Origin of the sequence: Priestia veravalensis (assembly GCF_001457055.1) — a bacterium.
Lineage (GTDB): Bacteria > Bacillota > Bacilli > Bacillales > Bacillaceae_H > Priestia > Priestia flexa.
Genome location: NZ_KQ758672.1, coordinates 22,905 through 29,977, shown reverse-complemented (window position 1 = coordinate 29,977; position 7,073 = coordinate 22,905). Strand labels below are relative to the sequence as shown.

Sequence of the window (7,073 nt, the reverse complement as noted above, 5' to 3'; positions counted from 1 at the left end):
ACACGGAGAAGCTGGCATTATATTCACCATTCGACCTAGAGTCCCTAAAGGAGCTTCGCTAGCCTCTGCCTTATGACTAGACCGAACGAAGGAATGTAGGCACACAGATGCCCAGAGACATGGGAGGGTACGTCATCATAAGTTACGCAGAGATCCATTGTGCATCACATAATTCTCTGACACTACTTACCACTATTAACCAGTAGTGACCGCGTAGCGTACCCATATAATGGAATAGTTTCTCATAATATAAAAATATTGTTAGGAAGCGTGTCGAAAAATATTTTTTTGACACCCCACCAACGGCTCAAACCGTTGATAAATCAACATTTATAGAGGGAGGAGAAGATAGAACTCATCATGTTCACATGTATGAACAAGACCATTCCGAAGTGGGTAGACATTTGCGATTTAGAGATTACTTAAGGAAACACCCGGATGAGGCATGGGAGTATGCATGTTTAAAACAAGAGCTAGCTAAAAAGTATCAATACAGTCCAGCAGAATACGTAGGAGGAAAAACTTCTTTTATACAAATGATTGATCAGAAAGCGCTTAGAAAGTAAAGGACTTTATCTTTTATATCAAAACAAAATCGTGTACAATAACCTTTGTTAGTAAAAGTGAAGGAGAGTGCCCGCTTGAAGCCCGTTATTAAACAAACTCAGGTTTCGAACAGCCGAAGAAAAAAAATGATGTGGATTGGAAGTTTTTCATTAATTTTGCTAGTGATTGTACTATGTATAGCAATTTCAATTTATGTGGGTCTTAGCTTGACCAAAAAAGAGCGACAGCCTGTAACAGAAAATCCAAGTACGTATGGTTTAACATATCGCGATGAAGCATTTACAAGTAGAGATGGAGAAACGGAGCTTAAAGGGTGGATGATGGAGCCACAAAGTTCTCCGAAAGCTACTATTATTATGTCTCATGGCTACGGAGGAAATCGTCATGATTTAAATGGAGGGTTTCTTCCTTTGAGTAAAAGTTTAATAGAAGCTGGATATCGAGTGGTGACCTTCGATTTTCGAAATGCTGGAGAATCACAAGGAGATCAAACGACAATTGGTGTAAAAGAACAGCTGGATTTACTGGGAGTCATTGATCGAGTGAAGGAAGAAACAGATGAGCCCATTGTTCTATACGGAATTTCAATGGGAGCAGCAACATCACTGTTAGCAGCTGGTCAAGAAGAAGCTGTCCAGGCAGTCATTGCGGACAGTCCGTTTAGTGATTTAAAAACTTATCTCGAGGATAATCTATCAGTATGGTCAAAGCTTCCAGACTTTCCGTTTACGCCACTTACGCTAGCAACGGTTCCGTATATTGCTGATTTAAATCCTGAAGATGCAAGTCCAATACAAGCAGTTGAAGAAATTTATCCTCGTCCTATCTTATTTATCCACAGTAACGGAGATACGGCTATTCCGTATACAGAAAGTCAAAAGATGGTCAAAACACACCCCGATGAATTTGAGCTTTGGGTGCCTAAAGATGTACCGCATGTAAAAGGGTATAGTGAATATCCTACTGAATATGTGAAAAGGGTGACGGAGTTTTTGGATCAATCTTTATCCCTTCAATAACAGCCTTTGAGTGAAAGCTCAAAGGCTGTTATTTTTGTTTATTCAGATGATAAAGGAGCTTGAATTGTGCCATCTTCTACGAGCTCAAGATAGAGATTACGAAGGATATACGTTTTGAAAACCTCAAGCTTTCTTCCCTCAATCTTTGTCACGTTTACTGCTTTTAGTTCTTTAATAAACCAGCCTTTAGAATAAAGATGAGCCATATAAGTTCCCTCCGTAATTAGAATAGAAATGCTTTTATTATCTATGCTGCAGAGTGCTTGAACTATGTGATGAGAAACCGAAAAAGTTTTTTTGAGAAAAAGTGATCCAAGCACAAGAATTGTCCGTTTATCTAGTAAGAACAACTTATTTAAAAAAATTTAAAAGAAGGTGATCCAAACTGATAATGAATTCGTTAGGTAAGTAACGAACGCACTTAGAATAAAAAATTCAAAAGAGTGTGATCCAAATTTAAACTTCATTCGTTAGGCAAGTAACGAAGATAGGTCACAGTCAAAAAAGAAAAAAATTTTTAGGAAAAAGTGATCTAAGAATAAAAAAATTTCGTTACGAAAATGTAGAAGAAAAAACAAAACTAGAGGAGATTGTTTTTAAATGAAAATCAGCAAAAAATTAATAGCCCCAGTACTAGGTGCATCACTTCTTGTTCCCACGATGGTAAGCGCAGCAGAACCGGCACAAATGCAGCCGACAGTTGTGACACCAGCAGCAGATTTACGTTCCACTCTTGATCAGCTATTGTCTGAACATTTCGTTTTAGCAGTAACTGCAATGACGAAAGCTTAAATCTATCCGAACTATTGAAGGTTACCTCCTTTATAGTTCGGATTTTTTGTAGGTTTAGAAAACAAGTAAAAAAAGCGAGTGTCTGCAGCGCAATGAAACGAACTTGTTCTCAAAAACCTAACTATTTTTTATATGAGTGATTTCGTCATATAGTAGTTTGTATACGCAGTCTCTTGCACTTTCTTTAGCTGCTTCTTAACAATATGAAAGCCGCGCACTTCAAAAAATGGTTCCGCTGTAATGCTAGCTTCTGTTTGAAGAGCAGTGAGACCGAGAGTATAGGCTCTTTCTGCTACTGCTTTCAACAGTGCAGTAGCAACGCCTTGGCGCTGAAAGTTTTTATGTACATATAATAAGTCGATTAAACCATCATCTTTTATGGTAATAAATCCAACGATATACGTTTGGATAGTGGCGACGAACGTAACATCTTGTTCTAAGCGATTTATCCAGCCTGCTTGACCTGACCAGATATCAAGCTGCTCAGTTGAATAGTGCTCGCGGTTAATCGTTTTAATCGTTTGTTGAAACAAATCTAATGAAATATCTGCATCAGCTTATTAAGCGAGTTGAGTCGCTAGAAGCAGCGAAAATGAAAGAAGATAAAGTAAACGAAAATCTTTGAGAAGCGTATTGGAAATCCTGTACGCTTTTTTAATGGGCATTTCTTGGTTTTTATTATCTTATTTTTCGGAATAAAAAAAGTTTTTTAGGGAATTGATAAAAATATGAAACTTTTTCTAATTTGTTACGTTTAATAAGGTAGTAGAAAAAGGGGGGATGGACGTGGCACCAACGAAAACAACGTATCTAAGAGATTTATGCTTAATGTATCAAGAGGCAAGTTTTTATGCAACATCCATTCCACGTTCATGCGAAAAAGCGGCCGGAAAATATTTTCAAATGAAAAAGCAAGAAAAGGTAATTGCATACTTAGATACGTCTTTAATCGGATTTTATGGTAAGAGAGGATTTTACTTAACGACCGACGGACTTTATTGGAAGTGTTGGCGTAAAAAGAAAGGATCGATAAGCTGGAATGAGTTTCAACAGCTTACATCTATCTCCCTCAGAGGAGAACAAATTATCTGCTTTAATGATAAAGAGATTTTTCACCTAAATGAAAATGCATATTCTGCTAAGAAGTTAGTAGACTTATTGCAAAAAATTCAGCAGCTATTGTGTCACCATTCACACGAATTTATGTGCAGAGAACATACATATCCATCAATTTCGTTAGAAGAATTAACATCGATTTGCGCATCTTTTCAAGAGAATAACCCGCTACTAAAAGCAGAGCAAGTGTTGGCAACAACAGATCAGTTAGGCATAGAAATGACCAAGGAAATTAAAAACCGCTTACCCGTAGCCAAAACAAATCACATTGTTGCGCATTTAAGTACATATCCCCATCAAAAAACCGAAGGAATTACGATATGTGCAGAGGGGATTTATTTTTCAAAGTCGTTTACAACGCTCTACTATCCATGGAACCTCTTTCGATATGTTCCAATATCAGTAGGGGCTGAGGAGCTTCGAGTGGCCAATAAGTACTCGTTATCATTAAATCATGCGTTTATGTCAAGTGGTGAAGTGATGTCATTCTTAAAACAAATTAAGCGCCATATTCACAAAACCTATGAAAAAGACAATACGAGAAAAATTGATAAACAAACGTTAAGTCTATTTGTATAAGCTAGCAATTAGCCATGTGAAGGAAAATTTCTCTAATTGAAGCTGGCAGATGAAGGTTACAATATAGTTCATAGATTGAATCGGCGTTATGGTCATATGAAGCCCAATATTTCTTTTCCTTTTTCAGGTAAATAGAAAAAGAAATAACTTGCTGTTTGGTTTGACTTGTTTTTAAGGAGATATGAATAACCGGGTTAGTAATCGTATATTCAGTATAAAGCTCTTCTGGAAAATGCTCTATAGCAGTGAGCTCACTCTGCTTAATAATGTTCGCTAGTTCAATAAGTTTCATCAGTTCACCTCTATCGATTTACTCGTTTGTATCCTATACCAATTGAAGAAACTTTAAAAATAGACTCTTTTTTTATAAGAAGAGTGAACTTGGCTAGTTGACGTTTTGTCTGAATACAAATAAAATTCATATAAAGAAGTAATTCCCTCATTTAGAGATTAAAAGAGTTTGGAAGTGACAGGGGGGTCGTCATGTTGGCGAATGTAGTGGTAGACCAGCGGAAGGTTTATATTGATGAGCTAACCGTAGTTGGGGTTCCAATTCGTACAACGGATCGGGCAGAAGAAAAAGGAACGGGGACAATTCCAGCCCATTGGGACATGTTTTACAAGCAACAAATGGCAAATAAAATTGCTAATAAGGTAACTGGAAAGATGTTTGCGTTATATACAGATTATGAAGCGTCGAATCCGATTGAATTTACGTTTGCACTTGGATATGAGGTCACACCAGGTGGAGAGTTAAGAGAAGAAATGCGAGAGTTTACTATTCCTGCTGGTGAATATATGGTGTTTACAACTGCTATCGGTCCGGCGAAGAAAGTAGTTTTAGATGCTTGGTCGTATATATGGGAGTGGTCGAATAGAAACGAGCGAGCGTTCGTTTTGGATTTTGAGCTATATGATGAGCGCTGCATTGACCCTAATTTCAGTCAGGTTGATATTTACGTCTCGATAAAATCGTAGTCGTTTTAAATGTCTAAAGGAGTAAAGTTGTGATTAGCAATGATTTATTACAAGCGTTAAAGGATGGGTATAAACAAAGAATTAAATGGGTATTTGCCGTTCAGCTTACTTTGTTTTTAGTTGTTGCTACTTTGCTTATTATCAGCTTCATAACAAAGTTTACCGTAAGTCAGCTTAGCTTTATTTTAGCCTGTGTAAGTGCAAGCTCATTTCTTTCTGCAATCGAACATATTATTTTAAAACGAGAGAAGTGGCAGTGGACATTTGAATTCATTCTTTCACTTTTCTTTTTAGGCCTTGCTTTGTTTTTCTTTCTTCATTAATAAAAAGAGGCTGAGACATAAGTAGTTCAGCCTCTACTATACCTGACCGATTGAGAGTTCATAACTTTTAATCGGTCAGGTTTTTTGTTGATTGGGAAAAACCAGTTTGGAAACAGGGTGGAATGGAGCGTAGGACACTCGACTCCTGCGAGAAATAGAGGGAAAACGGAGATCCCGCAGCGCAGCGAGGAGCTCAGGTTCCTCCCCGCGGAAAGCGAGTGGCCGTAGCGCAATGGAACGAACGTGTTCAGACGAACCAAAGAGATGGGAACAGCTATTGTTCGTCTTTTAGAAGCAATCATTGTGTTATGTCCGACCCTCTTTTTTAGCTTGCTTTTGATTGGCGTCTAAGAGGAGAAATATGTCCATAAGTGAACGTACGCCATAGCCATTCCATAGGGCCAAACTGAAACGAGTTAAACCACGCTTTGCTCCATGCTGCTTGAGCAATAAAGATCACGATGGCAATTGCTGTACCCAAGCTCAAACTAACGTGATTGTATAAGTTGAAAATGTTAAATAAAGTAAAACAGATAACGGTTTGCGCCAAATAATTAGTTAAAGCCATGCGACCGACAAATTGAAGCCAGCTAAGTCGCTTTTTCCAAGCATCTAACTGCAGTAATCGAGTTAAAGTAGCCATATAGAAAAAGCAAAGAGAAAATCCACTTAGGTTTTTAAAGAGATCAGTAGCAGCCGATTTGTACACACCGACATCCCATAGGCCTTGCAGTAATAAAAATAAGCATATAACAAAAGGGATGCTTAGGGTACCGGTTACTCTCTGCACCTTTTTAATAAAAGGAGCGTAAGCAGAACCTTCAAAAATCCCTTTTTTCCCAGCATATAAGCCGAACAAAAAGAACGCAAACACGGGTATTAGCGTAAATGGAATATTAATCAAAATTGGAATGACCTCAACTTTTATTCGGTAAGAAAGCCATTCTAGGTAAGGAGCGCTTTCATACATATAAATGTATGTGGGCAGCACATCATCTGCATTTCCTAGTCCAAGTTCGTCCATCATATCAACTGGAATGAAAAAAGTCATGGATAGAAGAGCTAAATAAATAGCTAACAGACTGAAAGCCCATTTAATGAGAGTTTTAGGCATGCGGTTATAAAAAGCTACTAATAAAAAGCCTCCAACTGCGTAAAGGTGTAGAATGTCTCCAAACCATAAAAAAATTAAATGAAGCAACCCAATGATTAATAGAATAGAAGCTCTTCTAAAAAATAAGCTTTTCATCCGTAATCCCTTTGCTTCAGCTCGCTTCATAAACAAATAGAAACCTACTCCAAATAAAAATGAAAAAATGGTAAAAAATTTAACTTGAACAAAAAGCTGCAGAAATGCATATACAACTGCGTCTAGGCCTTCATAGGGTACGTCTACACTGTATAGCTGATTGATGAAATTAGGTGAATGAAAAGCGGGCATATTGACGAGCAAAATGCCAAATAGCGCAAAACCTCGAATGACATCTAACATAATGATTCGCTCACTTGGTTTAATCGGTGAACCTTTCAATCATGATTCAACTCCTTTTCAATTAATAATGTAGCGCAAAAGTCTACGGTTTTACATAACAATATGGCTATCTTATCATGAACAAATAAAAAAAATGACAAAATATCCATTGAAAATGATAAAAAAGTTTCACAACTAAAAAGTGCGCAACTATGGATAATAATGGTA

General features: G+C 37.4%; 9 protein-coding genes and 1 pseudogene. 6 read left to right on the top strand and 4 right to left on the bottom strand.

Features of this window, described 5'->3' with window-relative positions; genetic code table 11:
- Positions 1-257: 257 nt before the first annotated feature.
- Together AS180_RS21765 and AS180_RS15610 are read left to right on the top strand one after the other, a co-directional pair.
- A complete protein-coding gene (locus AS180_RS21765; protein WP_082636400.1) occupies positions 258-566 on the top strand; it encodes a GrpB family protein in 309 nt (102 codons plus the stop codon).
- Positions 567-641: 75 nt separating this feature from the next.
- A complete protein-coding gene (locus AS180_RS15610; RefSeq protein ID WP_025910253.1) occupies positions 642-1,586 on the top strand; it encodes an alpha/beta hydrolase in 945 nt (314 codons plus the stop codon).
- A gap of 38 nt (positions 1,587-1,624) precedes the next feature.
- Here AS180_RS15610 and AS180_RS21760 read toward each other — a convergent pair whose 3' ends face one another.
- Positions 1,625-1,792: a YflJ family protein gene (locus tag AS180_RS21760; RefSeq protein ID WP_076512373.1), complete on the bottom strand. Its 168-nt coding sequence runs from the start codon at positions 1,790-1,792 to the stop codon at positions 1,625-1,627.
- Between the two features lie 394 nt (positions 1,793-2,186).
- On the opposite strand from AS180_RS21760, the pseudogene AS180_RS15605 reads away from it, so the two are divergent.
- Positions 2,187-2,375 (top strand): annotated as a pseudogene (locus AS180_RS15605) (copper amine oxidase); the annotation flags it as partial.
- A gap of 131 nt (positions 2,376-2,506) precedes the next feature.
- Here the strand turns inward: AS180_RS15605 and AS180_RS15600 are convergent.
- On the bottom strand, positions 2,507-2,911 hold the full coding sequence (locus AS180_RS15600; RefSeq protein ID WP_062687121.1) for a GNAT family N-acetyltransferase: 405 nt from the start codon (positions 2,909-2,911) through the stop codon (positions 2,507-2,509).
- Between the two features lie 253 nt (positions 2,912-3,164).
- Between AS180_RS15600 and AS180_RS15595 the strand changes: the two genes are divergently transcribed.
- Positions 3,165-4,073 carry a hypothetical protein gene (locus tag AS180_RS15595; protein WP_025910257.1) on the top strand — a complete coding sequence of 303 codons (909 nt, stop codon included), beginning with the start codon at positions 3,165-3,167 and terminating at the stop codon, positions 4,071-4,073.
- A 1-nt stretch (position 4,074) separates the two neighbouring features.
- On the opposite strand, the gene AS180_RS15590 is transcribed toward AS180_RS15595, so the two are convergent.
- The gene (locus tag AS180_RS15590; RefSeq protein WP_061784858.1) at positions 4,075-4,365 is read right to left on the bottom strand and encodes a hypothetical protein; all 291 of its coding nucleotides are present in this window, start codon (positions 4,363-4,365) and stop codon (positions 4,075-4,077) included.
- Between the two features lie 191 nt (positions 4,366-4,556).
- On the opposite strand from AS180_RS15590, the gene AS180_RS15585 reads away from it, so the two are divergent.
- The gene (locus AS180_RS15585) at positions 4,557-5,051 is read left to right on the top strand and encodes a GyrI-like domain-containing protein (RefSeq protein ID WP_061784859.1); all 495 of its coding nucleotides are present in this window, start codon (positions 4,557-4,559) and stop codon (positions 5,049-5,051) included.
- 29 nt (positions 5,052-5,080) lie between these two features.
- A complete protein-coding gene (locus AS180_RS15580) occupies positions 5,081-5,374 on the top strand; it encodes a hypothetical protein (RefSeq protein WP_025910263.1) in 294 nt (97 codons plus the stop codon).
- A 325-nt stretch (positions 5,375-5,699) separates the two neighbouring features.
- Here the strand turns inward: AS180_RS15580 and AS180_RS15575 are convergent, their stop codons facing one another.
- A complete protein-coding gene (locus AS180_RS15575) occupies positions 5,700-6,905 on the bottom strand; it encodes a DUF418 domain-containing protein (protein ID WP_062687119.1) in 1,206 nt (401 codons plus the stop codon).
- Positions 6,906-7,073: the final 168 nt, after the last annotated feature.